Origin of the sequence: Arthrobacter sp. StoSoilB19 (assembly GCF_019977275.1) — a bacterium.
GTDB lineage: Bacteria > Actinomycetota > Actinomycetes > Actinomycetales > Micrococcaceae > Arthrobacter.
The window spans coordinates 3481854-3508262 of sequence record NZ_AP024650.1 but is presented as its reverse complement, the minus strand read 5'-3'; the positions used below and the strand labels follow the sequence as shown (position 1 = coordinate 3508262).

At 66.5% G+C, this 26409-nt stretch carries 27 protein-coding genes and 1 pseudogene; 14 read left to right on the top strand and 14 right to left on the bottom strand.

Going from position 1 to position 26409, the window contains the following annotated elements:
• Positions 1-2 precede the first annotated feature (2 nt).
• From LDO86_RS16225 to LDO86_RS16215, 3 genes are read right to left on the bottom strand one after another with little or no spacing between them, the layout of a single operon-like run.
• Entirely contained in the window at positions 3-956 is a 954-nt protein-coding gene (locus tag LDO86_RS16225) for a 1,4-dihydroxy-2-naphthoyl-CoA synthase (RefSeq protein WP_018768880.1), read from the bottom strand.
• Positions 957-978: 22 nt separating this feature from the next.
• The gene (locus tag LDO86_RS16220; protein ID WP_018768879.1) at positions 979-1419 is read right to left on the bottom strand and encodes a VOC family protein; all 441 of its coding nucleotides are present in this window, start codon (positions 1417-1419) and stop codon (positions 979-981) included.
• A 52-nt stretch (positions 1420-1471) separates the two neighbouring features.
• The gene (locus tag LDO86_RS16215; protein WP_018768878.1) at positions 1472-2233 is read right to left on the bottom strand and encodes a CPBP family intramembrane glutamic endopeptidase; all 762 of its coding nucleotides are present in this window, start codon (positions 2231-2233) and stop codon (positions 1472-1474) included.
• A 166-nt stretch (positions 2234-2399) separates the two neighbouring features.
• On the opposite strand from LDO86_RS16215, the gene LDO86_RS16210 reads away from it, so the two are divergent.
• The 4 genes from LDO86_RS16210 to LDO86_RS16195 all read left to right on the top strand — a co-directional run bounded on the left by LDO86_RS16210 (position 2400) and on the right by LDO86_RS16195 (position 7260).
• Complete coding sequence (locus LDO86_RS16210) at positions 2400-2747, top strand: hypothetical protein (protein ID WP_018768877.1); 348 nt, start codon at positions 2400-2402, stop codon at positions 2745-2747.
• Between the two features lie 110 nt (positions 2748-2857).
• Positions 2858-5293 (top strand): nitrite reductase large subunit NirB, encoded by a 2436-nt coding sequence (gene nirB / locus LDO86_RS16205; RefSeq protein WP_043424871.1) that lies wholly within the window; start codon positions 2858-2860, stop codon positions 5291-5293.
• Entirely contained in the window at positions 5290-5625 is a 336-nt protein-coding gene (locus LDO86_RS16200) for a Rieske (2Fe-2S) protein (RefSeq protein ID WP_018768875.1), read from the top strand. Before nirB ends, LDO86_RS16200 begins: the two co-directional genes overlap by 4 nt.
• Before the next feature lie 174 nt (positions 5626-5799).
• Positions 5800-7260, top strand: a complete 1461-nt coding sequence (locus LDO86_RS16195) for an amino acid permease (protein ID WP_018768874.1) — start codon at positions 5800-5802, stop codon at positions 7258-7260.
• 108 nt (positions 7261-7368) lie between these two features.
• On the opposite strand, the pseudogene LDO86_RS16190 reads toward LDO86_RS16195, so the two are convergent.
• Positions 7369-7706, bottom strand: a pseudogene (locus LDO86_RS16190) (dienelactone hydrolase family protein).
• A 123-nt stretch (positions 7707-7829) separates the two neighbouring features.
• Between LDO86_RS16190 and LDO86_RS16185 the strand changes: the two are divergent.
• A complete protein-coding gene (locus LDO86_RS16185; protein WP_026265704.1) occupies positions 7830-8885 on the top strand; it encodes a DNA polymerase IV in 1056 nt (351 codons plus the stop codon).
• Positions 8886-8930: 45 nt separating this feature from the next.
• Here LDO86_RS16185 and LDO86_RS16180 read toward each other — a convergent pair whose 3' ends face one another.
• Positions 8931-9107 carry a CsbD family protein gene (locus tag LDO86_RS16180; protein ID WP_018768872.1) on the bottom strand — a complete coding sequence of 59 codons (177 nt, stop codon included), beginning with the start codon at positions 9105-9107 and terminating at the stop codon, positions 8931-8933.
• 129 nt (positions 9108-9236) lie between these two features.
• Between LDO86_RS16180 and LDO86_RS16175 the strand changes: the two genes are divergently transcribed.
• From LDO86_RS16175 to LDO86_RS16160, 4 genes are all read left to right on the top strand, one after another.
• Positions 9237-9911 carry a pentapeptide repeat-containing protein gene (locus LDO86_RS16175; protein WP_043424827.1) on the top strand — a complete coding sequence of 225 codons (675 nt, stop codon included), beginning with the start codon at positions 9237-9239 and terminating at the stop codon, positions 9909-9911.
• Between the two features lie 119 nt (positions 9912-10030).
• Positions 10031-11257 carry a thiolase family protein gene (locus LDO86_RS16170; protein WP_026265702.1) on the top strand — a complete coding sequence of 409 codons (1227 nt, stop codon included), beginning with the start codon at positions 10031-10033 and terminating at the stop codon, positions 11255-11257.
• Positions 11257-12066, top strand: coding sequence for an enoyl-CoA hydratase/isomerase family protein (locus LDO86_RS16165; RefSeq protein ID WP_018768869.1), 810 nt, complete (start codon positions 11257-11259; stop codon positions 12064-12066). Before LDO86_RS16170 ends, LDO86_RS16165 begins: the two co-directional genes overlap by 1 nt.
• Before the next feature lie 3 nt (positions 12067-12069).
• Positions 12070-12942 (top strand): 3-hydroxyacyl-CoA dehydrogenase family protein, encoded by an 873-nt coding sequence (locus LDO86_RS16160; protein ID WP_018768868.1) that lies wholly within the window; start codon positions 12070-12072, stop codon positions 12940-12942.
• A gap of 9 nt (positions 12943-12951) precedes the next feature.
• On the opposite strand, the gene LDO86_RS16155 is transcribed toward LDO86_RS16160, so the two are convergent.
• A complete protein-coding gene (locus LDO86_RS16155; RefSeq protein WP_018768867.1) occupies positions 12952-13185 on the bottom strand; it encodes a DUF6480 family protein in 234 nt (77 codons plus the stop codon).
• Between the two features lie 74 nt (positions 13186-13259).
• Between LDO86_RS16155 and LDO86_RS16150 the strand changes: the two genes are divergently transcribed.
• Complete coding sequence (locus LDO86_RS16150) at positions 13260-13868, top strand: GNAT family protein (protein WP_018768866.1); 609 nt, start codon at positions 13260-13262, stop codon at positions 13866-13868.
• 10 nt (positions 13869-13878) lie between these two features.
• On the opposite strand, the gene LDO86_RS16145 is transcribed toward LDO86_RS16150, so the two are convergent.
• Positions 13879-14721, bottom strand: a complete 843-nt coding sequence (locus LDO86_RS16145) for an SGNH/GDSL hydrolase family protein (RefSeq protein ID WP_018768865.1) — start codon at positions 14719-14721, stop codon at positions 13879-13881.
• 204 nt (positions 14722-14925) lie between these two features.
• Here LDO86_RS16145 and LDO86_RS16140 point away from each other — a divergent pair, with 204 nt between their 5' ends.
• Together LDO86_RS16140 and LDO86_RS16135 are read left to right on the top strand one after the other, a co-directional pair.
• On the top strand, positions 14926-15651 hold the full coding sequence (locus LDO86_RS16140; RefSeq protein WP_018768864.1) for a tyrosine-protein phosphatase: 726 nt from the start codon (positions 14926-14928) through the stop codon (positions 15649-15651).
• 90 nt (positions 15652-15741) lie between these two features.
• Positions 15742-17880 carry a S1 family peptidase gene (locus LDO86_RS16135; RefSeq protein ID WP_051081335.1) on the top strand — a complete coding sequence of 713 codons (2139 nt, stop codon included), beginning with the start codon at positions 15742-15744 and terminating at the stop codon, positions 17878-17880.
• Between the two features lie 69 nt (positions 17881-17949).
• Here LDO86_RS16135 and LDO86_RS16130 read toward each other — a convergent pair whose 3' ends face one another.
• Both LDO86_RS16130 and LDO86_RS16125 read right to left on the bottom strand, forming a co-directional pair.
• Positions 17950-18657: a DUF4397 domain-containing protein gene (locus LDO86_RS16130; RefSeq protein ID WP_018768862.1), complete on the bottom strand. Its 708-nt coding sequence runs from the start codon at positions 18655-18657 to the stop codon at positions 17950-17952.
• A 104-nt stretch (positions 18658-18761) separates the two neighbouring features.
• A complete protein-coding gene (locus LDO86_RS16125) occupies positions 18762-19205 on the bottom strand; it encodes a hotdog fold thioesterase (protein WP_051081334.1) in 444 nt (147 codons plus the stop codon).
• A 145-nt stretch (positions 19206-19350) separates the two neighbouring features.
• Between LDO86_RS16125 and paaZ the strand changes: the two genes are divergently transcribed.
• Both paaZ and LDO86_RS16115 read left to right on the top strand, forming a co-directional pair.
• The gene (gene paaZ / locus LDO86_RS16120; protein ID WP_018768860.1) at positions 19351-21462 is read left to right on the top strand and encodes a phenylacetic acid degradation bifunctional protein PaaZ; all 2112 of its coding nucleotides are present in this window, start codon (positions 19351-19353) and stop codon (positions 21460-21462) included.
• A gap of 167 nt (positions 21463-21629) precedes the next feature.
• Positions 21630-22037, top strand: coding sequence for a VOC family protein (locus LDO86_RS16115; RefSeq protein ID WP_018768859.1), 408 nt, complete (start codon positions 21630-21632; stop codon positions 22035-22037).
• Positions 22038-22145: 108 nt separating this feature from the next.
• On the opposite strand, the gene LDO86_RS16110 is transcribed toward LDO86_RS16115, so the two are convergent.
• The 5 genes from LDO86_RS16110 to LDO86_RS16090 form a co-directional block, all read right to left on the bottom strand.
• Positions 22146-22451: a hypothetical protein gene (locus tag LDO86_RS16110; protein ID WP_018768858.1), complete on the bottom strand. Its 306-nt coding sequence runs from the start codon at positions 22449-22451 to the stop codon at positions 22146-22148.
• A gap of 13 nt (positions 22452-22464) precedes the next feature.
• Entirely contained in the window at positions 22465-23601 is a 1137-nt protein-coding gene (locus LDO86_RS16105) for a trypsin-like peptidase domain-containing protein (protein ID WP_026265698.1), read from the bottom strand.
• Between the two features lie 101 nt (positions 23602-23702).
• On the bottom strand, positions 23703-24308 hold the full coding sequence (locus tag LDO86_RS16100) for a TetR/AcrR family transcriptional regulator (RefSeq protein ID WP_018768856.1): 606 nt from the start codon (positions 24306-24308) through the stop codon (positions 23703-23705).
• A 115-nt stretch (positions 24309-24423) separates the two neighbouring features.
• Positions 24424-25776 carry a phenylacetate--CoA ligase PaaK gene (gene paaK / locus LDO86_RS16095; protein WP_018768855.1) on the bottom strand — a complete coding sequence of 451 codons (1353 nt, stop codon included), beginning with the start codon at positions 25774-25776 and terminating at the stop codon, positions 24424-24426.
• A 6-nt stretch (positions 25777-25782) separates the two neighbouring features.
• Positions 25783-26253 carry a hotdog fold thioesterase gene (locus tag LDO86_RS16090; RefSeq protein ID WP_018768854.1) on the bottom strand — a complete coding sequence of 157 codons (471 nt, stop codon included), beginning with the start codon at positions 26251-26253 and terminating at the stop codon, positions 25783-25785.
• Positions 26254-26409: the final 156 nt, after the last annotated feature.

Sequence of the window (26409 nt, the reverse complement as noted above, 5' to 3'; positions counted from 1 at the left end):
CCTTAGAAGTAGTGCGGGAAGCGTGACCAGTCGGGGTCGCGTTTTTGCAGGAAGGCCTCCTTGCCCTCCACGGCTTCATCCGTCATGTACGCCAGGCGGGTGGCTTCGCCGGCGAACACCTGCTGGCCGGCCAGGCCGTCGTCCGCGAGGTTGAAGGCGAACTTCAGCATGCGGATGGCCTGCGGGGACTGGCGGGCGATGTCCGCGGCGTACTCCAGCGCCACTTCCTCGAGCCGCGCGTGGTCCACGGCCTCATTCACCGCACCCATGCGAACCATGTCCTCTGCGGAATATTCGCGGGCCAGGAAGAAGATCTCCCGGGCTGTCTTTTGCCCCACCTGGCGGGCCAGCAGCGCGGAGCCGTAGCCGGCGTCGAAACTTCCCACGGTGGCGTCTGTCTGCTTGAACTTGCCGTGCTGCCGGGAGGCGATGGTGAGGTCGCTGACCACGTGCAGTGAATGTCCGCCGCCTGCGGCCCAGCCGTTGACCACCGCGATGACCACCTTGGGCATGGTGCGCATGAGCCGCTGGACTTCCAGGATGTGGAGCCGGCCGGCGCGGGCGGGGTCGATGGTTTCCTGCGTCTCGCCGTCGGCGTACCGGTAGCCGTCCCGGCCCCGGATCCGCTGGTCGCCGCCGGAGCAGAAGGAGTGGCCGCCGTCCTTGGGGGAGGGGCCGTTGCCGGTGAGGAGCACGGTGGCCACGTCGGGGGTCATCCGGGCGTGGTCCATGGCGCGGTAGAGCTCGTCCACGGTACCCGGCCGGAACGCGTTGCGGACCTCGGGCCGGTTGAATGCGATGCGGACCGTGGGCAGGTCACGCACCCAGCCGCCGTCGGAATCCCGCTCCACCTGCCGGTGGTAGGTCATGTCCTGGAAGTCCTCGAAGCCGGAGACCACCCGCCAGCGCGTGGGATCGAAGACGTCGGACACCGGGGCGGGGATCTGGTTGCTCACCGTCCAAGTCTAGTAATCGGCATCAGCTGATGCAGAACTCGTTGCCCTCGGGATCCGCCATGGTGTGCCAGGAATGGGGCCCCTGCCGCGCCGACCACAGGAAGGAGGCGCCGCGGGCCTCAAGCTCGCGCCGCACTTCGTCCTTGTCCCGGCCGTCCAGCCTGACGTCCCAGTGCACCCGGTTCTTCACCGTCTTTCCCTCCGGGACCGACTGGAACAGCATGCGCCGCGCAGGCGCCTTGGCCTCGATCTCCTCCGGCGGCCGGATGGCAGCGCCGTCCTTCCACACCAGGTTCCCGCGGTGCGTCATGGTCTGGTCCTCCGTGGCGAAGCCCTGGCCGATCATGGAGCGGATGAACCCGGCGTCCTGCGGTTCCACGGCCCACTGCAGGGTTTCCGCCCACCAGTCGGCGAGCTCGTGCGGCCTGGCGGAATCAATGACTATCTGGATATTCAGTCCCATCCGTCCACCGTAGAGGCGCTCGGGGCGGTGCGGAAGATGTTGTGGAGCGGGCCTATGCCTGGATGTTCTGCATCTGCTCGAAGAGTTCCGGCGGGATGGCGTAGACCAGGATTACCGCCAGCAGGTTCTTGGCGGCGTGCACGAAGTAGGAGAACATCACGTTCTTCCCCGTCCACACGTAAACGAACACCAGCGTGGCGCCCATGGCCAGGTAGGGGAGCAATGCGGTGAGGGTGATCGCTTCCTGCCCCACGATGTGGAGCGCTGCGAACAGCAGGACGGACAGGGCACAGCAGATCCAGATGTTGAGGCGCCTGCTGAGCTTGCCGATCAGCAGGTGGCGGAAGATGTATTCCTCCACGAACGGGCCCACCACCACCAGCAGCGGAACCATGAGCCACGCGGGAACCTGCTGCATGAGCGCCTGCAGGCCCGCCTGGTTCGCGGAGGTCTCCACCTGCCCGTTGGCGGCCACCACAATTGCGGTGAGGATCATCATGGCGATTACGGCCGCTGGCACCATCAGCAGCGTGAACCAGGGCCGGGTTGCCAGGACCTTGAGGTCCCGGACCACCACTTTGCGGGCGGCCAGCAGCGCCAGTATTCCCACCGAGGCATAGAACAGCAGGTTCACGGCGTAGGTGGCGGCGGCGGGGGACGGTGCGATCTGCCGGACGAAGGGAACCACCAGATCGCCGGCAACCGCGAAGAACCCTGCGATGGCAACGTAGAGGCACAGCGTGGCCAGGTCCATGGGGGAGAAGCGGTACAGCTGGGGCTGTGGCGCGGGCGGTACGCGGTGGACTGTTGCCATGCTTTCAGCCTATCCCCCAACCAGGCAGCAGCAGGTGCCGGTATCCGGGCTGACGGAACGGTGAGAATCGCGTAAAGCAGTCTTTACCGGGGGAACGGCGGCCGGAAACATCGGCGGCGGAAGATGGGCCCATGCCCGTCTTTCCGCCGGCCGAAAGGATCTGTCCGTGATCACCAAGAACCTTTTCCTGCAAGGCATTTACCACTTCCAGGGCGTGGGAATGGAGAAGCCCGTCCCCCTGCACAGCGAACTCTCGCACTACGTCCCGGACGGGGTGATCAACCAGGCGCTGTACTTCCGCGGCGGCAACTCAAGCAGCGAACTGATCGCCGTGGTGCTCATGCGCAACGGCGTTCCGATGCGGTACTTCCCCATCGGAGCCAGGAACGAGGTCCATGTTCCGCTGCGCGTGGTGGAGGACATCGACGGCGGCTCGGTGATTGAGCTGTACCTGGCGGCGCCTGAGGGAGTCCACGGATCCGTGGTGATCGACCTGGGGATGGTGGAACACTGATGGGCAGCATGGCGGAGCAGACGCAAACCGGGGCGCAAGCCGCAGCCCGACCCAGGCCCCGGTCCCGCGCAGGGGACAGTCGCCGGCGCCTCGTGGTCATCGGCAACGGCATGGCCGGCGCCCGGGCGGTCGAGGAGATCCTGGCCCGGGGCGGTGCGGAGCAGTTCAGCATCACCATGTTCGGGGACGAGCCGTACGGAAACTACAACCGGATCATGCTCAGCCACGTCCTTTCGGGCGAGGAGAGCGACGCGGACATCTTCCTCAACCCCCTGTCCTGGTACCAGGACAACGGCATCACGCTGCACGCGGGCGTCCGGGCGGACAGGATCGACCGGTTCGCCAAGCACGTGTTTTCCAGCGACGGCCGGGTGACGCCCTACGACACGCTGATCATCGCCACGGGAAGCCGCTCCCACCTTCCTCCCCTGGACGGCCTTCACACCCCGGGCGGGTCGGTGAAACAGGGCGTCTTCGGCTTCCGCACCATCGATGACACCCGCAAAATGGCTGCCCACGCACAGCAGGAACATCACCGGTACGCCGTGGTGATCGGCGGGGGCCTGCTGGGGCTGGAGGCCGCTGCCGGGCTGCGCAGCTTCGGGCTGGGAGTGGACGTGGTCCACTCCGGCGGCCACCTGATGAGCGCACAGATGGGGCCCGACGGCGGTGCGGTGCTCCGCCGGAGCGTTGAGGCCCTGGGCATCGGGGTGCTGACCGGCTGCCGGACCACGGCCGTCCTTGGCAGGGACAGGGTGACCGGCGTCAGCCTCCGCGGCCGGCCGGACATTGCGTGCGACATGGTGGTGGTGGCGGCCGGGATCCGTCCCAACGTGGACCTGGCTGTCCTCAGCGGGCTCCCGGTGGAGCGGGCCATTGTGGTGGATGACAGCCTGCGGGTCCAGGACGAGGACGACATCTACGCGGTGGGGGAGTGCGTCCAGCACCGCGGTGAGGTGTACGGGCTGGTGGCCCCGCTGTGGGAGCAGGCGGTGGTGCTGGCCAACCATGTGACGGGGACGGACACGGGCGCCGCGTACCTGGGCTCGCGCACGGCCACCAAACTGAAGGTGGCCGGCGTCGAGGTGGCTTCCATGGGCCTGCACGGGCCGGAACTTGAGACGGACGAACACATCGTCTTTTCCGAGCCCAGCCGCGGGGTCTTCAAGTCCATCGTGGTGCGGGACAACAAGATGGTGGGCGCCACGCTGCTGGGGGACAGCCGCAAGGTGGCCTACCTGACCCAGGCGTTCGACCGCGGGCTTCCGTTGCCCGAGGAACGGCTCGGGCTGATGTTCGATCTTGGCACGCCCGGGGAGGAGACCGGAGTCGCGGAGCTCGACGGCGAAGCACAGGTCTGCAACTGCAACGGCGTCAGCAAGAAGGACCTGGTGGGCGCGGTGAAGAGCGGCTGCACCTCGGTGTCCGGGGCCATGGACGCCACCCGTGCCGGCAAAGGGTGCGGCTCCTGCAAGCTCCTGGTGCGGCAGGTGGTGGAGTGGGCGGCCGACGGAGCGGTGGAAGAGGATCCCGCTGCCGGCTACTACGTTCCCGGCATCCCCCTGGACAAGCAGGCCCTGATGGCAGAAGTCCGGGCACGCGGCCTGCGGTCGGTTTCGGCCGTGTTCCAGGCGCTGGCGCCGGGCGGCGCCGAGGATGCAAAGTCGAAGATGGGGCTCGCTTCGCTGCTCAAGATGATGCTGGGGGGCCGGTACATCGACGAACGCGACGCCCGCTTCATCAACGACAGGGTCCACGCCAACATCCAGCGGGACGGCACCTTTTCCGTGGTGCCCCAGATGAAGGGCGGCGTGACGTCGGTCCAGCAGCTGCGCCGGATCGCAGATGTTGCGGAGAAGCACAACGTCCCGCTGATCAAGCTCACCGGGGGGCAGCGCATCGACCTGCTGGGGATCCGCAAGGAGGACCTGCCGCAGGTGTGGGCGGACCTGGACATGCCCTCCGGCTATGCCTACGGCAAGAGCTTCCGCACCGTGAAAACCTGCGTGGGAAAGGACTTTTGCCGCTACGGCACCGGCGACTCCACCAAATTGGGTATCGAGATCGAATCCCGCTTCCAGGGCCTCGAGGCGCCCGCCAAACTCAAGCTCGCAGTCTCTGGGTGTCCCCGGAACTGCGCCGAATCGCTGGTGAAGGATGTGGGCGTGGTGGCAGTGGAGGGCGGCCGCTGGGAGATCTATGTAGGGGGAGCCGCCGGTGCCCACATCCGCAAGGGAGACCTGCTGGCCACCGTGGACGATCCGGAAGAGGTGAAGGTCCTTACCGGCCGTTTCATGCAGTACTACCGCGAACAGGCCAACTGGCTGGAACGGACCTATGCCTTCGTCCCGCGCGTGGGCATCGAGCACCTGCGGGCCGTGATTGTGCAGGACGCAGAGGGGATCGCCGGACGGCTTGACGAGGCGGTGCAGGCCTCCGTGGACAGCTACGTTGATCCGTGGCAGGAACGCGATGACCCGCGAACGCCCGGCCAGTTCAGGACTTCTCTGCCCCTGACCGTCCTCCCTCAGGTGCCGGTCCGATGAGCGGCGCCGGAACAGGTGCCGGCGCCCATGTCCTGGGGCCGGTCGACCAGATTCCCCTGGGCGAGGGAAGGGCCTTCGGAGTCGGGAGCGAACAGGTGGCCGTCTTCCGGCTGCGGGACGGTTCGTTGCGGGCGGTCTCCGGGGTCTGCCCCCACCGCGGCGGCCCTGTTGCGGACGGCACCGTGGACCGGCAGGTGGTGATTTGTCCGCTGCACCAGCACGCGTTCGACCTCACGTCGGGATGCTCCACCACCGGAGCGGAACCCCTGCGGACCTACCGGATTTCCCTGGATCCGGAGCAGAATCTGGTGCTGGAGACGGCTGAGATGTAGTGCGCGTCACGTACCACTCCGGACTGTCTTGTAGGATGGTCAGGTCGCGTGAAGCTTCGGCAGTTCGACGATCCGCCCACACATCTGCAGGTTCAACGGCCCAGAGGCCGAATTTTGTGAGCTTGATCATACGAAGTCCGGATGCGGCCAACCCCCAACCCACAAGGAATCGTTGTGCCTCAAAGTACCCCCACAGATCTCGAGAACCGCACGGCCCCACCCGTCGCCGTCGACTCATCCCTCAGCGCCGAGGGCTACAGCAAGACGCTCGGCCGGCGCCACGTCACCATGATCGCCATGGGCGGCGCCATCGGCGTCGGCCTCTTCATGGGAGCCGGCGGCCGCCTCGCCTCCACCGGCCCGGCCCTGATCTTCTCCTACGCCATCGCCGGCGTCATCGCCTACCTGCTCATGCGGGCCCTGGGCGAACTCATCATGTACCGCCAGACCTCCGGCTCCCTGGTGAGCTACTCCGGTGAGATGTTCGGCCAAAAGGGCGCCTACCTGTCCGGCTGGATGTACTTCATCAACTGGGGCATGACCGGCATCGCCGAGCTCATCGCCATCGGCCTGTACTTCCAGTTCTTCTTCCCCAATGTCCCCGTGGAAGCGTCGGCCATCGCCGCCCTGGCGCTCCTGGTGGCCGTCAACCTGCTGAGCGTCAAAGCGTTCGGCGAGTTCGAATTCTGGGCCTCCTGCCTCAAGGTCGGCGCAATCGTCATCTTCCTGGCCGTGGGCACCTTCATGGTGGTCACCAACGCCAAGGTGGGCGACGGCCACGCGTCCGTGTCGAACCTCTTCGCGGCCGAGGGCGGCATGTTCCCCAAGGGCGCGCTGGTGATGGTCCTGGTCCTCAATGCCGTTATCTTCGCCTACAACGGCATCGAACTGGTGGGCGTCACCGCCGGCGAGATGGAAAAGCCGGAACGCGAAGTGCCCAAGGCGATCCGCGCCGTCGTGCTGCGCATTGTGGTGTTCTACGTAGGGTCCGTCCTGCTTCTGGCCATGCTGCTGCCGTCCGACCAGTACAGGGCCGGCACGTCCCCGTTCGTGACCGTCTTCGGCCAGATGGGCCTGGGCTGGGTGGGCGACGTCATGAACATGATCGTCATCACCGCCGCCCTCTCCTCCTGCAACTCCGGGCTGTACTCCATCGGCCGGGTCTTCCGCACCATGGCCAACAACGGCCACGCCCCGCAGTGGCTCACCAAAATGTCCAAGCGGCACGTCCCGTATGCAGCCATCCTGGCCATCGCCGCGTTCTACCTCGTGGGCATCCTGCTGAACATCTGGCTGGGCGGCTCGCACGCGTTCGACCTGGCGCTCAACAGTGCCTCCATCGGCGTGATCTTCTGCTGGGGCTCCATCTTCGCCAGCCAGATCGTGCTGCGGCGCCGCAAGGGCGTCACTTCCACCCTGCCCATGCCCGGCTCGCCGTGGACCAGCTGGGCGGGCATGCTGGGCCTGCTCGCCATCACCGTGCTGATCGGGTTCGACACCATGACCAGCAAGGACGGCGAGGTGTTCTACCTGGGCCTGTGGACCCTGGCCACCATTCCGTTCTTCGCGCTGGTCCTGTGGCTGGGCTGGCAGAAGGTCAAGAACAACCAGCCCAAGAGCCAGCTCTTCAGCTAGCCCTTCCGGCCCCAGCAGCACGGACGACGGCGGGACTCCCCTTGGCGGGAGACCGCCGTCGTCCGCGTTTGGGCCACGTGGCCTCGCTCCGTCCAGCCAGGCGGCCCGTCAGCCGCGAAGGTACCTGGCGAAGTGGTCCTCAATGCGCTGCCAGGCTTCGGGCGAGGACTCCGGGTCCGGTCCCACGCCCATGACGCGCATCAAGGGCCGGAGGAGGACCGGACCCAGCTCTTCATCATTGAGGAAGGCGTGTCCGGCGGTAGGGAATTCCTTGACGCTGCCAGCCTGTCCGCGTGCCGGCGGGTCTGGTCATCCAGGCCGAACACCTCGTGGATCATGACGACGGCGGGAAAAGGGCCTTGGCCTTCAGGTACCGCCAGATAGCCGCGCAGGCCGGGGGAACCGCCCGCGGCGGCGCTCCCTGGGCCCAGGTCAACGATGGTCATCGGCCAAGGCTAACCGGCCGCCCCGGGGAAATCCCGCCTTTTGCGTTCCAGCCCTGAAGGGATGCGGGAAAGATGGCCTGCGGCGCCCGGCCGGGGCAGACTGGGCATGTGAGCGAACCATGGGTGCTGCATGTGGACCTGGACCAGTTCATCGCTGCCGTCGAGGTGCTCCGCCGGCCGGAGCTTGCGGGCAAGCCGGTGATCGTGGGCGGCCGCGGTGATCCCACCGAGCGGGCGGTGGTGTCCACGGCGTCCTACGAGGCCAGGGCCTACGGCGTGGGCTCCGGCATGCCGCTGCGCATCGCCGCGCGGAAAGTGCCGGACGCGGTCATCCTTCCCGTGGACCACGAGGCGTACCTGGAGGCGTCGGAGAAGGTCATGGCAGTGCTGCGCTCGCAGCCCGGGGCAACGGTGCAGGTGCTCGGCTGGGATGAGGCGTTCGTTGGCGTCGAGACGACGGATCCGGAGGCCTGCGCCCGGCAAATCCAGCAGGCCGTCCTGGCGGAAACGCGCCTCCACTGCAGCATCGGGATTGGCGACACCCTGGTCCGTGCCAAGGTTGCCACCGGATTTGGCAAGCCCGCCGGCATCTTCCGGCTGACGGAAGGCAACTGGCTTGACGTCATGGGGGGCCGTCCCACGATTGAGCTGTGGGGCATTGGTGCAAAGGTCTCCCAGCGCCTGGCCAAGCTGGGCATCAAGACTGTCGAGGCGCTCGCAGCCGCGGACCCCGGTGACCTGGTCCCCGAGTTCGGTCCCAAGATGGGTCCCTGGTACGCCCAGCTTGGGCGGGGTGACGGCGCGCGGGTGGTCGACGATACTCCCTGGGTGGCCCGGGGGCACAGCAGGGAGACCACCTTCCAGCGCGACCTGACGGATGCGGCGGAAATTGACGACGCCGTTAGGGAGTTGGCCGCGCGGGTGCTGGAGGATGTTGCTGCCGAGGGGCGGCCGGTGATTGGCCTGACGTTGAAGGTGCGGTACGCCCCGTTCAGCACCACGACCTACGGACGGAAGATCCCCGCGACGTCCGATCCGGGCGAAGTACTGGCCCGGACCTTCGACCTCCTGGCGAAGATCGAGCCGGGCCGGCCCATCCGGTTGCTCGGCCTCCGGGCCGAGATGACCATGCCCGAGGATTCGCGAAAGGGGCACACGCCCACCCGCAGTGGATGGTGAGGGCTGGTGCAGCACGCCGTTCGCTGCGGCCGCACCAGCAAGGAACTAGTCCCGCTTGAACTCGTCCTTCACACTCTCGCCGACCTTCTTGGCATCGGCTTTGACCTGGTCGGCCTGGCCCTCTGCCTTCAGCCGGTCATTGTCGGTCGCGGTTCCTGCAGCTTCCTTGGCCTTGCCGCCAAGGTCCTCTGCCGCGTTACTGATCTTGTCTCCGAGGCCCATGGTTCCGGCCTCCTTTCGTTTCCGTCGATCAACCGTGCTCTCTCACAATATGCAAAGCTTGCTTACTATTTCAAGCCCCTGGCCCTGGGCGTGCTGTTCCTTGTCGGTGCCGGCCGTTAGGCTCGGGCCATGGATAAAGTGCGAGGCAAGGGGGTGGCCAAAGTGGCGCCGCCCCGGCTCTCCCCGGTGGAACTGCAGGGTCTTGAGGACCGCCCGGACCTCGAGTTCCGGCGTGGCGGGAGGCATGAGAACGCCCGGTTCAGCCGTCCCGCCGCCGACGGCCTGGACCTGGGCGGTGCCGTCTTTTCCGAGTGCGTCTTCGAGGCCGCGTCCTTCAATGAGACCCAGCTTCGCGGTGCCTCGTTCCGCGACTGCATCCTGGCCGAACTGTATGCGCCCGTCTTCCGGGGCGCGCGGAGCACCTGGCAGGAGGTGGAGTTCCGCAATCCGCGCCTGGGCTCTGCCGAGCTCTATGAAAGCGGCTGGCGGTCCGTCCGGATCGACGGCGGCAAGCTGGACTTCCTCAACCTCCGCGGCGCCAAGCTCACGGATGTGCTGATCACCGGCTGCATCATCAATGAACTTGACCTTGGTGCCGCCGTGGCAACCCGCGTGAAGCTTGTGGACTGCACGGTGGGATCGCTGGACCTGGCTGGAGCCAAGCTGAAGGACTTTGACCTCAGGGGCACGGAATTCCGCAAAATCAGTGGACTCGGCAGCCTGGCCGGCATGGTGATTGACGATTACCAGCTGGGACTCCTCGCGCCACTCCTTGCCGCCCACCTGGGGGTGACAGTCCTGTAACTGGATGCGCATGCACAGCATCGCCGTGTACCATTTACAGAACGAACGGTCGGTAAGTGGAGGATTCCGCTGTGCCGGCCGCCGATGACAGTGCTGTTTATCGCGTGAAGGGTGTTTCCATGGCTGCAACCGCAGGTCCGCAGGCTTTCCTTGTTGGCGGGGTCCGAACGCCCGTGGGCAGGTACGGAGGCGCGCTGTCCGCCGTGCGCCCGGACGACCTCGCCGCCCTGGTGCTCCGCGAGGCCGTGGAACGCGCCGGCCTGGATCCCGAGAGCATTGACGAAGTAATTCTCGGCAACGCGAACGGCGCGGGGGAGGAGAACCGGAACGTGGCCCGGATGGCCACCCTGCTTGCCGGGCTGCCGCTGCACATCCCGGGCATAACGGTCAACCGGCTCTGTGCCTCCGGCCTGAGCGCCATCATCCAGGCCAGCCATATGATCAAGGCCGGCGCCGCGGACATCGTGATTGCCGGCGGGGTTGAGTCCATGAGCCGGGCACCCTGGGTGCAGGAGAAGCCCACCGCCGCCTTCGCCAAGCCGGGCCAGATCTTTGACACCTCCATCGGCTGGCGGTTCACCAACCCCCACTTCCAGCACGGCGGGCTGTCCCGCGACGGCAAGATGACCTACTCCATGCCTGAAACGGCAGAGGAAGTGGCCAGGGTGGATGGCATCTCCCGCGAGGACGCCGATGCATTCGCCGTCCGCTCGCACCAGCTTGCCCTGGACGCCATCGAAGCCGGCCGCTTCAAGGACGAGATCGTTCCCGTGACCGTCAAGACACGCAAATCCGAAACGGTGGTGGATACGGACGAAGGCCCGCGCCCCGGCACCAGCATGGACGTTCTTGCAGCGCTGAAGCCGGTGGCGCACGGCGGATCCGTGGTGACGGCCGGGAACTCCTCGTCCCTCAACGACGGCGCCTCGGCGATCATTGTGGCGTCGGAGGCAGCCATCGAGCGGTTGGGCCTGACACCCCGGGCGCGCATCATCGACGGCGCGTCTGCCGGCTGTGAACCCGAGATCATGGGCATTGGTCCCGTCCCCGCCACCCAGAAAGTACTCAAGCGCAGCGGCCTGGGCGTCGGTGACCTGTCCGCCGTCGAACTTAATGAAGCCTTTGCCACGCAGTCCCTGGCCTGCATCCGGCGCCTGGGGCTGGAGCCGGAAATCGTGAACCGCGACGGCGGAGCCATCGCCCTGGGGCACCCGCTTGGTTCCAGCGGCTCACGGATTGCCATCACCCTGCTGGGACGGATGGAGCGTGAGGACGCCCGAATCGGCCTTGCCACCATGTGCGTGGGCGTCGGCCAGGGCACCGCCCTGCTGCTGGAGAAAATCTGATGGCGGCCTGGGTGGACTTGGCGGCGGAAGAGTTCACCGCCCTTTTGGTGGAGGAGCGGGACGACCGCGTGGTGGTGCTGCTCAACCGGCCCGAGGTGAAGAACGCAATTGACCAGCAGATGGTGGATGAGCTCCATGTTGTCTGCACAGCGCTGGAACAGAACCCCAAGGTGCTGATCATTGCCGGCGTGGAGGGTGTCTTCGCCTCCGGCGCGGACATCGCGCAGCTTCGCGAAAGGCGTCGGGACGATGCCCTGCAGGGGATCAACTCCACCATCTTCGTCCGGATCGCCAAGCTGCCCATGCCGGTCATTGCCGCACTGGACGGTTACTGCCTGGGCGGCGGGGCGGAGCTTGCCTACGCTGCGGACTTCCGGATCGGCACCCCCAACGTGCGGATCGGCAACCCGGAAACCGGGCTGGGAATCCTCGCCGCGGCCGGTGCCAGCTGGCGGTTGAAGGAGCTGGTGGGCGAACCGATGGCCAAGCAGATCCTCCTGGCCGGCCTTATCCTCGGCGCCGATGAGGCCAAAGCGGCCAACCTCATCACCGAAATCCACGATCCCGCGGAGCTTTTGGATGCAGCCCACGGCCTGGCCAACAGGATCGGGCGGCAGGACCCGCTGGCCGTCCGCATTACCAAATCCGTGTTCCACGCCCCTGCCGAGGCGCATCCGCTGATCGACCAGCTGGCCCAGGGCATCCTGTTCGAATCCCAGGCCAAATTCGACCGGATGCAGGCGTTCCTGGACCGGAACGCAGCCAAGAAGGCCAACGCCGCCTCCGCCAATCCAGCCGACGGAAAGTAGACCATGAGCAACATTGAAGTCCCCGCCAACCTTCCCACTTACGTGGGAGTGCTGGGCGGCGGCCGCATGGGCGCCGGTATTGCCCACGCTTTCCTGATTAAGGGCGCCGACGTGCTGGTGGTGGAGCGCGACGACGTCTCCGCCCAGGCCGCCCGGGAACGGGTGGAGTCTGCGGCCGCGAAGAGCATTGAGCGCGGCGGTGTGGACGCCAACTTCGAAGAGCTGGTGTCGCGGCTCACCGTCAGCACCGACTACGACTCCTTTGCAGGCCGTCAGCTGGTGGTGGAAGCCGTCCCCGAAGACTGGGACCTCAAGGTGACGGCGCTGCGCGGGATCGAGGAACGGCTGACGGAGGATGCCTGCATCGCGTCCAACACCTCGTCGCTGTCCGTTAACGGCCTGGCCCGTGAACTGAAGCGGCCGGAGAACTTCCTGGGCCTTCACTTCTTCAACCCCGTGCCGGCCTCCACCCTCATTGAGGTGGTGCTGGGTGAGCGCACGTCTCCCGAACTTGCCGCCGCGGCGAAAACGTGGGTGGAGGCACTCGGCAAGACCGCCGTCGTCGTCAATGATGCCCCGGGTTTCGCGTCATCCCGGCTTGGCGTGGCCATCGCCCTCGAAGCCATGCGGATGGTGGAGGAAGGCGTGGCGTCCGCTGAGGACATCGACGCCGCGATGGTGCTCGGCTACAAACATCCCACCGGACCGCTCAGGACCACGGACATCGTGGGCCTGGATGTGCGGCTGGGCATCGCCGAATACCTGCACTCCACCCTGGGCGAGCGGTTCGCGCCGCCGCAGATCCTCAAGGACAAGGTGGCCCGCGGTGAACTGGGACGCAAGACGGGCAAGGGCTTTTTCGACTGGCCCAGCTAGAAACGCTGCCTAGTCGAAGAAGCCCACAATGTAGCCGATGAAGTACAGGAGGCACAGCAGGACCACGACGCCGATAACGGCGATCCACAGGAACTGCGTGCCCTTCCCGGGCCCGCGCTCCTCATGGCCCTGCGGGCCGACGGTGGATGCTTCCCCCGGCGGAGTTTCGCCCGGCGGAACCCCGCCGCCCGGCTCCAGGCCGGTGATCTTGTCGTCCTCGGGATCCGGGTTGGTTCCTGACACAGTAACTCCCTCGCTCGACGCCGTGGTGCTGCCCCCAAGCGTAACCCGCCTGCCGGCGGCCCTAGGCTGGTGCAGTGACTTTCCTTGAACCCCTTACCCTGACCGGCCGCTACGTAATCCTGGAGCCGCTCGCGGAGGAGCACCACGACGGCCTGGTGGATGCGGCCAGTGACGGCGAGCTGTGGAAGCTTTGGTACACGTCTGTCCCGGCTCCGGACGCCATGGCGGCGGAGATCCGGCGCCGCCTGTCCCTGCAGGAGCAGGGATCAATGCTCCCCTTCACCACCCGTGTGATCGACGCCGCCAGCGGCGGGCCGGGCCGCATCATCGGCATGACCACCTACATGAACATCGACCCCGCCACGCCGCGCGTGGAGATCGGCTCCACCTGGAACGCCGCCTCCGCGCAGGGCACCGGCACCAACCCGGACTCCAAGCTCCTGCTGCTTCGGCACGCCTTCGAGGTGGTCGGTTGCCCGGCCGTGGAGTTCCGCACCCACTGGCTGAACCACCAGTCGCGGGAGGCCATCGCCCGGTTGGGCGCAAAGCAGGACGGCGTGCTGCGCAGCCACTCACGGACCAGCGACGGGAACCTGCGGGACACCGTGGTGTTCTCCATCCTGGACCATGAATGGCCTGCCGTCCGTGCCGGGCTGGAGTACCGGCTGGCCCGGCGGACGTAGGGCGGGATGGCTACCGCACGAGTTGGCCGAGCCTCACCGACGCGAGTAATGCAGAGGCATAGGCCCGGTGTCCGGCCTTGTTCGGGTGGAAGCTTCGCGGATCAAGCTGAACCGTGCCGGTTGAATCGACATAAGCGGCAAAGAAGATCCAAGGATCCCCGGAATTGACCTCGTGCCCGGCGAACCGGTCAGTCACGTCAACGTAAACGGCGTTCGTGCCGTAGTTCACATTTGCGAAGTTCACCGCATCCATAATCGCCCCATTAATGGCCAATGTTCCGAGGTTGATTAGCTCCTGACTCGTCAGGGGGATGGGGAGTGGAACAACCGGGTCAGTTGTATCGAACAGTTGCGGGTAACCCAACACGACCACCGTCGCATGCGGTGCGGCTGCCTGGATCGCCTTGTATGTGTCTGCCAGCGCCAGGGTGAGGGCACCGAGGCTGGCCTCTGAAGTGGCCGCAGTGACGGCATTCCTGCAATCCGTCGGGCTCAAGGTCGCGCAGATTCCGATTATTTGTGCAAAACCCAAATCGTTCGCGCCTGCTGTGATACTCACCAGTTCGGCATCCGCCAAAGCGGCCTGCGTCTTGGGGTCGCTTAGCTGTGCGGCCACGCTTGTTGGCCCGCCAGTGAGCTCCGCACCGCTACAAGCGGCGTTCACGAGCAGGTTCACACGGCCTGTCTTAGCCACAATGTCCACATAGCCGCCGGGGGTCTGGATGCAGGTTTTGGTCTCGTCATAGGGCCCGGCGCCAATGCCAGCGGTATAGGAATCTCCCAGCGCGACATAGTCGATTGGGGGAGGCGCTGCCTGCGCCGGAATGGCCGCAAGGCCCAACGCCATGGCCATGCTGGCAAGGCCGGCCGCTATAGCCGGGAGTCGGCGTCGTAGTACAGCATTTCCCACTGGAGTCCCCTTTGAACATCAGTCACATGAAGTAGCTAGTGCCCGCAACAGTATTGCCCAGCGGGTGGAAGCCAGGAGGCCTTTGTACCCTTCCCTGTTGTGACCTTTTGTGCTGCAGCATTCAGGAGCTTGTGGTTAGCTGTGCGGATGAGTGAGCGTGGCAGGCCCATGGACTGGGACGGAGCTGTCAACGCGTGGCACGTTTCCGGGGGCATCTACCGGATGGGCCGGCGTGAATGGCTGACCGGGGCGGGATGGAAGCAGGTGTTCGACGACGGCGTCCGCACGGTGGTGGATCTCCGTAACACCGCCGAGGGGCGGCGCCGGGACAACGACCCGGTGGTGCCGGAGGAGGCGTGGACGGGGATCGACATGGTGCAGGCACCCACGGAGGATCCGGATGACCCGCGCTTCACCGCGATTACCGGACTCTACCTGAATGATCCCGCGCATTACGCCGCGAATGCCCGTTTTTTCCCCGAGAAGCTGGTGGGCGTCTTCCGGAGCATCGCCCTGGCCGCGCCCAAGGGGAACGTCCTGCTGCATTGTGCCGCAGGCCGGGACCGCAGCGGGCTGGTGGCCGCCATGGTCCAGGACCTCGCGGGGGACTCCGACGACGCGATCGCCGAACGGTACCGGCGGGCTGCCCGCGGCATCAACGAGCGCTACCGCACGCACGGTCCGCCGCACAGCCGGGAACGCTGCCTGCCCGAATCGGAACTGGCTCCGCTGCTGGAGCAACGCGGGCTGGCGGTGGTCGCGTTTGTCCGCGGCCTGGACACCCGGAGCTATTTGCTGGCGAACGGATTGAGCCCTGCGGAATTGGATGCCGCTTCCGGCCTTGCACGCCAAAAGGATACTCTTGTGACTTGAGTGACAGGTGTGGTTGCTGTGACCTGTGCGACCGCGCCGTCATCCCAGCGCGTGTATACGCAGATGCGGACGAGCGGAACGGCGATCCCAATGAAAAGAATTACTGCCACAGGAACGGTAGCCGGCGTGGCACTGGCCTTGGGCCTCGCTGCCGGGCCCGCTGCGGCCTTCCCGGCACCCGCCGGCTCCGAAAACCCGTCGCCGGCTCCGGGAACCTCCGCAGGGACGTTCACGTCTTCCGGTGCAACACCAGGCGCGGGCACAACCACCCTGTCAGAGGCAGCGCTGGACGATGCGGTGCAGCGGGACCTCAAGCTGACTCCCCAGCAGTTCGAGGCCGCGGGCGAGTTGGGTGCGCAGGCGGCTGCCGCGGCTGTTCAGTTGCGCCAGGTCCCGGGCTACGCAGGAATCCGGATCGACGGCCGCACCATCATCGTGACCGGATCCGGCGATGCGCTTGGGAGGGCGGTTGCCGCCCTTGCCGGCAATACATTCCCCATGTTGCTCGAAGCACCCGCGGCGGAGCCGCCCACGGCGGCGCCGGCTCCGTCACCCTCGACGGCTGCGGACGGCTCCAGGGCACAACTGGCAGTGAACACGGAGCAGCTGTTCCAGGCATACCTCCGCGACGTCGGCCCGCAGGGTTTGCAGGCCGTCATGTCCGCGGGGGGAAAATTCGTGATCCGAACCGGCGGAATCAACACGCCGGAGGCGCTTTCCGCCGTTTCCCCCGCAGCCGGGGCAGACGCAGCCGGCAAGAGCACCGGCAAGGTTTCCCCTGAACAGTTTGTGTCCCGTTACGCCAACGTGGAGCTCGACGGCGGGACTCCGCTGAAGCCCGAGGCGGACGTTCCCGGCGGCATTGGATACCAGACGGACATCGGCTTCGTCTGTTCCACAGGCTTCTCGGCATTCGACCCCGCCGGGCTTCCCACCGTCCTGACTGCCGGCCACTGCGCATCGGATGGTGCCGCCAAGACAGCAACCCTGGAATTCCAGGGGGTACCGGCCGGGCCCCTGGGAAAGTTCGGCTTCAGCCAGTTCGGTGGCCCGGGCAACTCACCGGTTATTGATCCCAGTATGCCTTCAGGCCCTGATTACACCGCCATCACAGACCCCGGGAATGTCGGAACGGACATATCTGTCATCCAGTCACTAAGACAGGACATCGATCCGCTTCCTGCTGCCAGTACCTGGGGCGACCCTTCAGCGCCCGGGCCGGACGTGAAGATCGTTGGTTCGGCGGACCCGGTGGTTGGGATGCCTGTTTGCCGGTCCGGCAGATCCTCAGGCTGGTCCTGCGGAACCGTCGACGCAGTGGGGATCTTCCTGGTGCCAGGACCTGACTATAAGAAGAACGCCAACGACATCCGGGCCTTTGATGGCTTTCTGTCCTACGGAGTACAGTCCAGCGGCGGCGACTCCGGCGGACCATACCTCAGTGGGAACTACGCCCTGGGCACCCACTCCGCGGGGGATACGCCGGATGCGAATGGCAATGTGGTGCAGAATTTTGCTGTCGCAGCAACCCTGCGGGACAGCCTGGCTGTGCTGCCCGGCTACCAGCTGGAAGTGTTCCTCAACAAGCCTGCCATCACGGCACCAGCGCCCGGCGAAACCTACAAGCCCGGCCAGGTCCTTTCCGGCCAGGTTCCTGCCGCGCCCGCTTCGGCCGTCGCTGCCGGGTCCAGCGTCAGGATCACAATCCAAGGGAAGGACCCGTTCGACGTGCCCGTGGACGCGGCCGGAAAGTGGAGTTTCACGGCTCCGCAGAGTGCGGACACGCTACGGTTCACCGCTGAGACGGTCAATGGGTTCAGCCGGTCCGGGGTCAGCAGTTTCGAGTTCGCGGCCGCCACAACGGGACCGCCGACTCCAACGCCAAGCCCGACGCCGACTGCGCCGACAGCGAGCAATCCAGCGCCAAGCAGCCCTGCCCCTGCTCCAACCACACCTGCTCCCATCGCCCCTGCCCCCGCCGACCCGTCGCCTGCCCTGCCGACTGTAACTCCCGCCGTCGTACCTCCGCCGGCGGCCAGCCCGACTCCCAGCGCACCACCTGCGGACCTTGCCAACACCGGTGGACACGATGATCGTGGCGCCGGCGGCCTGGCCAACACCGGAGCGTCCGGATTGATTACCGCAGCGGCCTGGGCGGCGGTAGCCCTCGCCGTCGGAATCCTGCTCATGGTCCTTGTCCGCCGGCGGAACAGGCGTGCATCACGGTAACCGGACCCGGGCAGGGCCCCGCCAGGGGGCCTGCCCGCAGCCATAGCGCTGTGGATGGTAACTGCGTGGTTAGTCGTGCTCGTCGCACTTCTCCTTGCCGCCAACCACCTGGACGGCCAGTTTCAAGGTGTTGTCGGCCAGACTTCCCCACGCGTAGACGATGGTGTTCTTCCCGGCTTCGACGTTGATGTCCGCTGGGCCGATCACGGGATCGGTGGTTCCGGCCGCGGCTACCGCTGCTGAAATGGTCCCGGCCTTCAGCTTCAGGGTGGCCTCGTCCGGGTTGCGGAGGTCCTCGATCACTGCCGATCCGCCGGCCAGCACATCCACGGCGGGGGCTGCGGCCACGTGCCGGACCGTCAGCTTGCCCTTCTTGTCGTTGCGGGGCGCCTTGGTGTCGTTCGTGAACAGCGATGCGGTGGGTGCCCCATCAGCGCTGAGGTGCGCCACGGCAGTGTAGTTGCGGCCCTCGTCGAGTTCCACGTCGACCGGCCCGATCACCGGGTTCTCCGCACTGGTGGCATCCGATGCCGTGACGGCGATCCGGTAGTCACCGGCAGCCAATTCCAGCGGGCCGGCCAGGGTCCCTGGTGTGAAGTCATCGAGGGTGAGCTCGCCGTTCACCCACACGTCGACGGTCAGGCCGGGAACCCCGTGCAGGACGGACAGCAGGGCGGGATCGTCATGGTGGTGCCGGCCGCCTGCCTGGGCGGGGGCGGCGAAAGCCAGCGAAGCGGCAAGGGAAAGCGCTCCAGCGGCGTAGGTCATTTTGCGCATGTCGAACTCCTTGAGGGAAGCCCGGTAGCCGGGCAGAGGATGCTTACGCGCTTACTACCGCCGCAACACCGTCCCTGGATGCACGGCCCGGCATCTTTTTTAAGTCAGCTTTTTCTTTTCATCAGCAGGTTGGTGATGCGCAGGGTGCACAGCCGCTGGCCCGCCTCGTTGGTGATCAGCACCTCGTGCGTGGCCAGGGTGCCGCCCAGGTGGATGGGGGTGGCAGTGATGGTGATCTGGCCTTCGCGTGCGGAGCGATGGTGGGTGGCGGAAACGTCCACGCCCACCGCCGTCTTGCCCATGGTGCTGGCGTGGATGACGGCAGCCCAGGATCCCACAGCCTCGCCCACCGCAAGGGAGGCGCCGCCGTGCAGCAGTCCGAAGGATTGCCTGTTGCCCTCCACCGGCATGGTGGCCACCACGCGTTCAACGGACTCCTCCAGGATCTTCACGCCCATCTTCTCGTCCAGCTCGCCGAGCGTGATCTTCCACAGCTCGTGCGCATCGGGCTGGTTCCCGGCAGCATCCATGGGGGTTGGGGCGCTCATACGTTCTCCTTTGGGTGGCCGAATTCAGTCCCGGCCTTCTAGTGTGCAGCACGGCACTTCATGTATGGTGAATATATTACCGAACGGACGGTCAGTAATGACCCGTCCTGTTTGCCTGCCCCCTTGTTGGAAGGACCCGTCAACGATGACCACCACCGCCACAGCTCCCCAGGCCACGGTCGACACCGTGGAGACAGTGCCCAGCTTCATCATGGATGCATGGTGGACGCCCGACGCCGGGTCGTCGGCTTCGGCAGTCCCCGTCCGTGATGCGAGCACCGGGGAGATCCTGGCGAAGGTGAGCACGGAGGGCCTGGACCTGGCCGCCGTCGTGGACTACGGCCGCACCACCGGCCAGGCCGAACTGGGCAAGCTGACCTTCCACCAGCGGGCGCTCAAGCTCAAGGAGCTGGCGCAGTACCTGCACGCCCGGCGCGAACACTTCTACACCTTCTCGGCCCAGACCGGTGCCACCAAGGTGGACTCCATGATCGACATCGACGGCGGCATCGGCGTCCTCTTCACGTTCGGGTCCAAGGGCCGGCGCGAGCTCCCCAATTCCCAGGTGGTGGTGGACGGGCCCATGGAGGTGCTGTCCAAGGACGGGTCCTTCGCGGGCGAGCACATCTACACCCGGATCCCCGGCGTCGCCGTGCAGATCAATGCGTTCAACTTCCCGGTCTGGGGCATGCTCGAGAAGTTCGCGCCCGCCTTCATCGCCGGCGTGCCCACCATCGTCAAGCCCGCCACGCCTACCGGCTACGTGGCCGCGGCCGTGGTCAAGGCCATCGTCGAGTCGAACATCCTGCCCAAGGGCTCGCTGCAGCTGGTCTCCGGTTCGGTCCGCGGGCTGCTGGACGTCCTGGACTACCGCGACCTGGTGGCCTTCACCGGCTCCGCGTCCACCGCACTGTCGCTGAAGTCCCACCCCAACGTGGTCCAGGGCGGCGTCCGCTTCACCTCGGAAACCGACTCCCTCAATGCCGCCATCCTTGGCCCCGACGCGGTGGAGGGCACACCGGAATTCGACGCCTTCGTCAAGTCCGTGGTCACCGAGATGACGGCCAAGGCCGGGCAGAAGTGCACGGCCATCCGGCGCGCCATCGTGCCGCAGGAACTCGTTCCGGCCGTCTCCGCCGCCATCGGCAAGCGCATCGCCGAGCGCGTCGTCCTCGGTGACCCCCGCGCTGACGGCGTCACCATGGGCGCCCTCGCCTCCGTGGAGCAGCTGAACGATGTGCGCGCGGCCGTGCAGTCCATGCTCGACGCCGGCGGTGAGCTTGCGTACGGAACGCTGGATTCGCCGTCGGTCACCTCAGCCGACGGAACCACCGGCGTGGTGGAGGGCGGGGCATTCATGGCGCCCGTCCTGTTGAACTGGCAGGACCCGGAAGCGGAGGAAGTCCACTCTCTGGAGGCCTTCGGTCCCGTTTCGTCCGTGATCGGGTACAAGGACATTGCCGACGCCGTCCGCCTGGCCGCCCGCGGCAGCGGCTCGCTTGTTGCCTCGGTGTGCACCAATGATCCTGACGTGGCTCGGGAACTGGTCACGGGAATCGCAGCGCACCACGGACGTGTCCTGATGCTCAACCGCGAGGACGCCCGCAGCTCCACCGGGCACGGTTCGCCCGTGCCGCACCTGGTGCACGGCGGTCCCGGCCGCGCCGGTGGCGGCGAGGAACTGGGCGGCATCCGTTCGGTGATGCACCACATGCAGCGCACCGCCATCCAGGGTTCGCCCAACATGCTCACCGCCGTCACCGGTGTGTGGCACACGGGCGCGGACCGCAACTTCACGGTGGAAACCGAGGGGACGCACCCGTTCCGGAAGTCCCTGGAGACGCTGCGGATCGGTGATGCCGTCCGCTCGGACCTGCGGCAGGTCACCCTCGAGGACATCACTGCTTTCGCCAACTCCACGGGCGACACGTTCTACGCCCACACCAACCGGGAAGCCGCCGAAGCCAACCCGTTCTTCCCGGGCATCGTGGCCCACGGCTACCTGCTCCTCGCCTGGGGCGCCGGACTGTTCGTCGAGCCCGCCCCGGGCCCGGTCCTGGCCAACTACGGGCTGGAAAACTGCCGCTTCACCACCCCCGTGGCCGCAGGTGATTCGATCCGGGTGACCCTGACCGCCAAGAAGATCACTCCCCGTGAAACGGACGAATACGGCGAGGTGGCCTGGGACGCTGTGCTCACCAACCAGAACGACGAGATCGTGGCCACTTACGACGTCCTCACCCTCGTGGAGAAGTAGCCTCCAACGCCCAATCACCTGCTGCGGGTTTTTCCCCAACGCCCCATCACCTTCCGTCAGGAGGTGATGGGGCGTTTTGGGTTTTGGTGCGGGAGGTGATGGGGCGTTTGGGGAGGGTCTTTTCCGGCATCCCGGGCGTAAGATTCTTCCCGTAGGAGGTGGCCCACATGAACCTTAGACTGAGCACAGCCACAACCATCCTGCCCGTCGATGATGCAGCCCGCGCCCGCAGTTTCTACACAGAAAAGCTCGGGCTCCCGCACCGCGGCAAGGCGGACGACGGAAGCGAATTACTCGGCACCGACGGCGGCCCCCTGCTGCAGCTGATGCCGGTCGCGGACGGCAAGCACTCCGATCACACTGCGCTGAGCTTTGAGGTCCCGGACATCGAGGCAACTGTCAGGGACATGGAAGCCAAGGGTGTGGTGTTCCAGGACTATGATCTGCCTACGCTGCGGACGGAGAACCACATCTGCACCACGGACTCGGAGAAGTGCGCCTGGTTCATGGACACGGAGCACAACATCCTGTGCGTCCACCAGAACCTCGGCAGCGCCCTCGAGTACCAGGTCTAGGCGAGTACCAGGTCCAGGCACGGCAGCTGCAGGCAAGCCCAAACTGAAGCAGCAGAGGTGTCCCGGTCGGATCGGGGCACCCCTGCTGCTTGTCTTGGTTCGCCGGCGTCAGCTTTCGGCGCCGCCGTGCAGGCTGTCGTCGCTGCTGTCATCCTCGCGGCCGGTGCCGTGGCCGTCCTCGCTGCGGTCGGAGAGGTCCATGTTGCCGCGGGCCTCGTCCATGGTGGGGCCGCCGGAGGGAATGCTGTAGGTGTCCGGGCGGACGCCGTGCGACTGTTCCTCGATCAGGGCCTGCTCCTCGCTGAAGCGGATCACGTTGGCCTCGTCGCCGGCGTCGCCGGGAACGTCCTCGCGCATTTTTGAGGGGTCCGGGATGATGAATCCTGCGTCGGGCTCTTCCTTGGGGTGGCTCATATTCTTTTCCTTCCTATCGGGTGGTTGTGCTGGGAGGCCGGTCGCTCAGGTCCACCTTGATATCCAAACTTTGATCGCCGCGCTTGACCTTGAAGCCTACGGTGTCCCCTGGGTTGCGCTTGCGCAGTTCCGCCAGGAGCTTCTCCGGGGTGGTCAGCTCCACGCCCTCCATGGACTGCAGGACGTCGCCCGGCCGGATCCCCGCGCGCCCGGCAGGACCGTCACCGTCGGCAGCGAGCACCACGACGCCGGCCCCTTCCTGGATTCCCAGCTGGTCCGCAATCTGCGCCGTCAGCTCGCCTGGCGTCAGCCCCAGGTAAGCGTGTTTTGCGGTGCCGTTGGCCAGCAGTTCTTCGGCGACGTCCACGGCGGTGGCGGCGGGAATCGCGAAGCCCAGTGACACCGCGCCGGCTGACGGCGGGATGTAGGCCTCGCTGATCCCGATCACCTCGCCGCGCATGTTGATCACGGCGCCGCCGGAGTTGCCGGGGCTGATGGGCGCGTCCGTCTGGATGAGGTCCACCAGGGAGAGGCTGTTGGACGCGGATCCGGGGATGGAGCGGTGGAGTCCGGAGATGATGCCGGCGGTGGCCGTGTTTTCAAAGCCGAGGGGTGAGCCCAGGACCAGGGCGCCTTCGCCCACCTTGGGCAGGTTGCTTTGATAGGTGGGCTTCGGCAGGCCGGTGCGTTTGGCCTGCACCAGCGCAAGGTCCGTCACCGCGTCGCTGGCCTTCACCGTTCCTTCCACCCGCTGACCGTCCGCGAACCCCACCTCAACCTTGGTGGCGCCGCGGATCACGTGCTCGTTGGTCAGGATCAGGCCGTCGGCCGAGTACACCACCCCGCTGCCCAGGCCGCCCTCCGTGAAGATGGTGACAACCGATGGCGACAGGTTTTCCACGAGTTGCGGCAGGTTTCCGGCCGCTGTCCCGGAGTTGCCGCCTTCCGTCCCGGCCGAACCGGAGGTGGAGGGAGCGGGCGTGGAGTTGGCGGAGGCCGACGGCGACGCCTGGCTTGGGGAGGTGCCGCTGGGGGCCGGGGGGCTTGGCGTACCGGTGCAGGCGCTGAGTGCCAAGGCGGCCGCCAGGGCGCCGCCGGCAAGCACTGTCCGGGGGCGCCGCGAACGCCGTGGATCTGTGGCCTGGCCCATCGGTACCTCCCTGCGGATGCTGGTTTTCTACCACCGTAGCCGGGGAGCAGGAAAATACCAAGCACACTTATTATTGATGCCTGGGCCGGCCCGGCTGCTGCCTATGCGTCAGCATGCAGGCCGTCGAACGCCATGGTGAGGACGTCGTCAGCCAGCCGCTGCGGGGACAGGGAGCCGCCGGGCTTGTACCACTCGACGATGGAGTTGATCATGCCGAACAGGAGCCGTGAGACGGTCCGCGGGTCGATGTCCTGGCGGAGCGAGCCTTCGTCGCGCGCGGCGGAGATCAGGGCCGCCACCTTGTGGTCGAAGGTGCGCCGGCGTTCCAGCGCATCCCGTTCGATGTCCGTATTCCCGCGGAGGCGCAGGAGCAGCGTGACGAAGGGCAGGCGGTCCACCAGCACCGCCACGGTCTGCCGCAGCACAAACTCCAGCCGTGCGTCGGCTGCCCCGGAGGTAGCCTGGGGCTGCTCCAGGATGGCCTCGAGGCCGCCCAGGGCGTGGTCCAGGGCAAGCTTGAGGAGGTCGCCCTTGGACGGTACGTGGTGGTAGATCGCAGACTTGGAGATGCCCAGGTTCTCGGCCAGGATGCCCATGGAGGTGGCATCGTACCCGTGGCGGTTGAACACGTCGACGGCAATCAGCAGCACCGACTGCTGGTCATACCCGGGCCGGCCGCGCTTTGCAGGAGCATCTGTGGAAGACATAGCCGCCATTTTCTCATGAACGTTCGGTAATCGGCCGGAGCCCGGCCACCGGGTCCGGCAGCGCTGGAGCCGGTGGCCGTCTAAGCGGCCCCGGCCGACCGTGGAGAACTGACTCCTAGCCCTTCGGGCGCAGGTCGTAGATCCGGCGCAGCTTGCCGTTGGACCGCTCCAGCGACCCCGGCTCCACCACGTCCACTGTGCACGAAGAACCCACGTGGATCTTGATCTGCTCCTTCAAGGTGCGTGCCGCCGTCGTGCCCTGTTCAATGCTCACCGCGTCGCGGCGCTCGATGCGCACGGTCAGCTGGTCCATCCGCTGGCCTTCGGGGCGGGTGAGTTCGAGCTGGAAGTGCGGGCTGAGCTCAGGGATCCGCAGGGCGATTTCCTCGATCTGGGACGGGAAGAGGTTCACGCCGCGCAGGATGATCATGTCGTCGCTGCGGCCGGTGATGCGGCCCATCCGGCGGTGCGCGGGGCGGGCCGTGCCGGGCAGCAGGCGGGTGAGGTCCTTGGTCCGGTAGCGGATGATGGGCAGCGCTTCCTTGGTGAGGGACGTGAACACCAGCTCCCCGTGTTCGCCGTCGCGCAGGACGTTCTCCTTGCCCGCCACCGGGTTGAAGGCGTCGATGATTTCGGGGCGGAAGTGGTCCTCCCAGATGTGGCTGCCGTCCTGGGTCTCCACCGCCTCGCCGGCCACGCCCGGGCCCATGACCTCGGACAGCCCGTAGATGTCGCATGCCTTGAGGTTCATGGTGACCTCAAGTTCATGCCGCATCTCCTCGGTCCACGGCTCGGCGCCCAGCACCGCATACTTCAGCGATGTGGAGGCGGGATCGATGCCCATGTGGGCCATGGCGTCGGCGATGGTGAGCAGGTACGTGGGCGTGGCCAGGATGGCGTCCGGCTTGAAGTCCTGGATCAGCTGGATCTGGCGTTCGGTCTGGCCGCCGGAGATGGGGATGACGGTGCAGCCCAGGGCTTCGGCCCCGGCGTGGGCGCCCAGGCCGCCGGTGAACAGGCCGTAGCCGTAGGCGTTGTGGACCTTCATGCCCGGGCGGATGCCGGAGGCGCGGAAGCTGCGGGCCACGAGCTTCGCCCAGTCTGCCAGGTCCTGCTTGGTGTAGCCCACCACGGTGGGGCGGCCCGTGGTGCCCGAGCTCGCGTGGACGCGGGCCACTTCGTGCTGCGGTACCGCGAACATGCCGAACGGGTATTCCTCGCGCAGGTCGTCCTTGGTGGTGAACGGGAAGTTGCCCAGGTCGCTCAGTTCACGCAGGTCGTTGGGGTGGATGCCGGCGTCGTCGAACTTGCGCTTGTACAGCGGCACGCGCTCGTAGGCGTAGGCCACCGTGTGCTGCAGGCGGCTGAGCTGGAGGGCCTCGAGCTCATCGCGGGAGATGGTTTCCTCGCGGTCCAGGCCGGGGTCGATGCCGGCAGCGGCGGGGGTTTCGGGGGCATGCAGGGTCATGGTTTCCTACTTCTTGGGAATGGTGCGGCTGCGTCCGCGGAACTCGGCGATGAGCTCGCCCGGGGAACTGGGTTGGGTTTCGGAAGCCGGCGCGGCGGCGTCGGCCGCGAAGATCTGGATGTCGTACAGTCCGCTTCGCCCGGCACTGGAGCGGCGGTCTGCGACGGCGGTCAACACCTGGCCGCGGAAGGCGGGCTTGAGGAAGTTGATGTCGACGCCGGAGGCCACGGTGATGGTGCCTTCCTCGCCGGGTGCAGGGTGGATGGGGTTGCACGCGAGGGCGAAGGCGGTGTCCCCGAACGCGAAGATCATTCCGCCGTGGGCCATCCCGAAACCGTTGAGCATTTCCTGCCGGAGGGTCATCCGGATGGTCGCATGGCCGTCGCTGAGGGCGAGGACCTGGATTCCCATCCATTCGGAGGCGTAGTCGTTTTCCAGGATGGGGTGGGTGGCCCCGGAAAGTGTTGCTTCAGCCATGCGTCATTGCCTCCAGCTTTATTTACCGAATGTTCATTAGGTAATCCCATGAGGGGGTCCGGTGTCAAGGGCAGCGTGCGTTGGCCGGGAGGGCATCCGGGGTGGAATGCCCGACGGCGGCGCGCGCCACGGGGCCTGAAGTGCAAGGATGGGAGG

Bases quoted from the DNA above. Each gene is read 5' to 3' on its own strand.
- LDO86_RS16165 (WP_018768869.1), top strand. From the start codon at position 11,257: ATGGCGGCCTGGGTGGACTTGGCGGCGGAAGAGTTCACCGCCCTTTTG.
- LDO86_RS16115 (WP_018768859.1), top strand. From the start codon at position 21,630: ATGAACCTTAGACTGAGCACAGCCACAACCATCCTGCCCGTCGATGAT.
- LDO86_RS16125 (WP_051081334.1), bottom strand. From the start codon at position 19,205: ATGAGCGCCCCAACCCCCATGGATGCTGCCGGGAACCAGCCCGATGCG.
- LDO86_RS16170 (WP_026265702.1), top strand. From the start codon at position 10,031: ATGGCTGCAACCGCAGGTCCGCAGGCTTTCCTTGTTGGCGGGGTCCGA.
- paaK (WP_018768855.1), bottom strand. From the start codon at position 25,776: ATGACCCTGCATGCCCCCGAAACCCCCGCCGCTGCCGGCATCGACCCC.
- LDO86_RS16130 (WP_018768862.1), bottom strand. From the start codon at position 18,657: ATGCGCAAAATGACCTACGCCGCTGGAGCGCTTTCCCTTGCCGCTTCG.
- LDO86_RS16215 (WP_018768878.1), bottom strand. From the start codon at position 2,233: ATGGCAACAGTCCACCGCGTACCGCCCGCGCCACAGCCCCAGCTGTAC.
- nirB (WP_043424871.1), top strand. From the start codon at position 2,858: ATGGCCGGCGCCCGGGCGGTCGAGGAGATCCTGGCCCGGGGCGGTGCG.
- LDO86_RS16145 (WP_018768865.1), bottom strand. From the start codon at position 14,721: ATGGCCATGGCGTTGGGCCTTGCGGCCATTCCGGCGCAGGCAGCGCCT.
- LDO86_RS16090 (WP_018768854.1), bottom strand. From the start codon at position 26,253: ATGGCTGAAGCAACACTTTCCGGGGCCACCCACCCCATCCTGGAAAAC.
- LDO86_RS16200 (WP_018768875.1), top strand. From the start codon at position 5,290: ATGAGCGGCGCCGGAACAGGTGCCGGCGCCCATGTCCTGGGGCCGGTC.
- LDO86_RS16160 (WP_018768868.1), top strand. From the start codon at position 12,070: ATGAGCAACATTGAAGTCCCCGCCAACCTTCCCACTTACGTGGGAGTG.
- LDO86_RS16175 (WP_043424827.1), top strand. From the start codon at position 9,237: ATGGATAAAGTGCGAGGCAAGGGGGTGGCCAAAGTGGCGCCGCCCCGG.
- LDO86_RS16110 (WP_018768858.1), bottom strand. From the start codon at position 22,451: ATGAGCCACCCCAAGGAAGAGCCCGACGCAGGATTCATCATCCCGGAC.
- LDO86_RS16220 (WP_018768879.1), bottom strand. From the start codon at position 1,419: ATGGGACTGAATATCCAGATAGTCATTGATTCCGCCAGGCCGCACGAG.
- LDO86_RS16135 (WP_051081335.1), top strand. From the start codon at position 15,742: ATGAAAAGAATTACTGCCACAGGAACGGTAGCCGGCGTGGCACTGGCC.
- LDO86_RS16105 (WP_026265698.1), bottom strand. From the start codon at position 23,601: ATGGGCCAGGCCACAGATCCACGGCGTTCGCGGCGCCCCCGGACAGTG.
- LDO86_RS16100 (WP_018768856.1), bottom strand. From the start codon at position 24,308: ATGTCTTCCACAGATGCTCCTGCAAAGCGCGGCCGGCCCGGGTATGAC.
- LDO86_RS16140 (WP_018768864.1), top strand. From the start codon at position 14,926: ATGAGTGAGCGTGGCAGGCCCATGGACTGGGACGGAGCTGTCAACGCG.
- LDO86_RS16180 (WP_018768872.1), bottom strand. From the start codon at position 9,107: ATGGGCCTCGGAGACAAGATCAGTAACGCGGCAGAGGACCTTGGCGGC.
- paaZ (WP_018768860.1), top strand. From the start codon at position 19,351: ATGACCACCACCGCCACAGCTCCCCAGGCCACGGTCGACACCGTGGAG.